The sequence below is a fragment of the Lichenihabitans sp. Uapishka_5 genome, assembly GCF_033947565.1.
Taxonomy (GTDB): Bacteria; Pseudomonadota; Alphaproteobacteria; order Rhizobiales; family Beijerinckiaceae; genus Lichenihabitans.
The window spans coordinates 1-2,327 of the sequence record NZ_JARPVX010000171.1 but is presented as its reverse complement, the minus strand read 5'-3'; the positions used below and the strand labels follow the sequence as shown (position 1 = coordinate 2,327).

The following is a 2,327-nucleotide window of genomic DNA, read 5'->3' as shown; positions in this document are numbered from 1 at the left end:
CGGCGGCCCAGGGCGACCTCGACGCCGAAGCCCGTCGCGCCGCCGACATCGCCCGGCAGACCGGCAGCTTGAAGGACCTCATCGCCCGCATGGAGGCGACCGACGCCCTCAGCCGCAAGGCCGCCGAAGCGGCCCGCGACGCGATCCTGGCCCAACAAAAGGCCGCCGAGGCGGATGCCGATTCGATCCAGGCCAAGGTCGAGGCCGGCCCGTTCCGCGATCCGGCCCGGCTCGCCCCCGCGGTGCCCTTCGCGGCCACCCGAGGCCTTCTGTCGCTGCCGCTGACCGGCCGGGTGGTGAAGACCTTCGGGCAGGACGACGGTTACGGCGGCAGCGAGCGGGGCCTGTCGCTGGCGACGCGCCCGCATGCCGTGGTGTCGACCCCGGCCGACGGATGGGTGGCCTTCTCGGGCCCCTACCGGACCTATGGACAAGTCTTAATTTTGAACGTCGGCGGCGGCTATTATACCGTTCTGGCCGGCATGGATCACGTGGATGTGGCGATCGGGCAGTTCGTCCTGTCGGGTGAACCGGTCGGCACCATGGGGGACGGCACCGCCGGGACGGCGGCCGCCATCGCCCTTGGCGCAGCCGACCCCATTCTCTATGTTGAATTCCGAAAAGACGGAGCTGCCGTCGATCCGGGCCCGTGGTGGGCCAAAGCGGCGCTGCAAAAGGTTCGCGGATGATGCGCAAGGTGACTTTGATGGTGGCGGGCGCCGCGCTCGGGGCCGCGTCCGCGACCGTTGCTTTCGAGACGAACCTCCTGTCCTCGAGCCCGGCCCGGGCGGCGGCCTCGGATACCTACCGCGACCTGAACCTGTTCGGTGATGTCTTCGAGAAGATCCGTACCGACTATGTCGAGAAGCCGGACGAGAGCAAGCTCGTCGAGGCGGCCATCAACGGCATGCTCACCTCGCTCGACCCGCATTCGTCCTACATGGATGCCAAGAGCTACCGCGACATGCAGGTGCAGACGCGCGGCGAGTTCGGCGGCCTCGGCATCGAGGTCACGCAGGAGAACGGCGACATCAAGGTGGTGACGCCGATCGACGACACGCCCGCCTCCAAGGCCGGCATCATGTCGGGCGATCTCATCACCGGCATCGACGGCGATGCCGTGTCGGGTCTCACCCTCAACCAGGCGGTCGACAAGATGCGCGGCGCGGTCGGCACGGCCGTGACCCTGAAGATCGTGCGTCCCGACGCCAAGAACCCCAAGGCCGCCGCGGCCGACCCGAAGGACTACAAGCTCACCCGGGCCGTCATCACCATCAAGTCGGTGAAGTCGGAGGAGAAGGGCGATGTCGGCTACGTCCGCATCTCGCAGTTCAACGAGCAGACCTTCGATGGCCTGAAGGATGCGATGGACAAGTTCTCGAAGGATATCCCGGCCGACAAGTTCAAGGGCTACATCCTCGACCTGCGCAACGACCCGGGCGGTCTGCTGGATCAGTCGATCGAGGTGGTCAACGCCTTCGTGCCGCAGGGCGAGATCGTGTCCACCCGCGGTCGCAACCCCGACGAGACGCAGCGTTATTCGGCCCGCCAGGGCGGCGACCTCAGCCACGGCAAGCCCCTCGTCGTGTTGATCAACGGCGGCTCGGCTTCGGCTTCCGAGATCGTCGCGGGCGCCCTGCAGGACCACAAGCGTGCCACCATCATCGGCACGCGGTCCTTCGGCAAAGGCTCCGTGCAGACCATCATTCCCCTCGGCCAGAACGGGGCTTTGCGGCTCACCACGGCGCGTTACTACACCCCGTCGGGACGCTCCATCCAGGCCAAGGGCATCGACCCCGATTACATGATCCTCGAGGACGTGCCGGACGACCTGAAGGGCAAGGACGACACCAAGGGCGAAGCATCGCTGAAGGGCCACTTGAAGAACGGCGACGACGAGAAGCAGGGCTCGCAGGCCTATGTGCCGACCGACGCCGCCAAGGACAAGCAGCTGACCGCGGCACTCGATCTCCTGCACGGCATCAAGGTTTCGAGCACCCAGGAAGCCGCGAAGCCCGCCGCCACCTCGCCGGCGCCGGTCACCGACTCGTCGGCCAACAAGCCGGCCAACAAGGTCGATGCCCCGAAGCAGGACTGAAGCGGCCATCAGCGTCACCCCGTCGCGCTCGCGTGAAGGGGCAACATGCCGGATGACGGCCTTTACCAGCCGCTCGGCCAGCCCGCCGGCCCGGGCTCGGCCGTCCGCCCGCCCGGGCGGCGGTGGCTGATCGGGCTCGGCTGCGGTGTGGCTGTGGTGCTGGCCGGCACGCTGGCGTGGCGGGATCGTAGCCCCACGCCCGATCGGACCGCCGCGGTGTCGCCCATCA

3 protein-coding genes are annotated in these 2,327 nt (G+C 67.9%); all 3 read left to right on the top strand.

Going from position 1 to position 2,327, the window contains the following annotated elements:
- On the top strand, positions 1-689 hold a 689-nt coding region (locus P7D22_RS22830), incomplete at its 5' end, for a murein hydrolase activator EnvC family protein (RefSeq protein WP_319936543.1).
- Positions 686-2,098, top strand: coding sequence for a S41 family peptidase (locus P7D22_RS22825; RefSeq protein WP_319936542.1), 1,413 nt, complete (start codon positions 686-688; stop codon positions 2,096-2,098). The genes P7D22_RS22830 and P7D22_RS22825, both read left to right, overlap by 4 nt.
- A 45-nt stretch (positions 2,099-2,143) precedes the next feature.
- Positions 2,144-2,327, top strand: a 184-nt coding sequence (locus tag P7D22_RS22820) for a hypothetical protein (protein ID WP_319936541.1), incomplete at its 3' end; no start/stop codon positions are given.

What these genes read in the sequence shown, in the direction of transcription:
- P7D22_RS22825 (WP_319936542.1), top strand. Translation starts at nt 686, where the DNA reads ATGATGCGCAAGGTGACTTTGATGGTGGCGGGCGCCGCGCTCGGGGCC.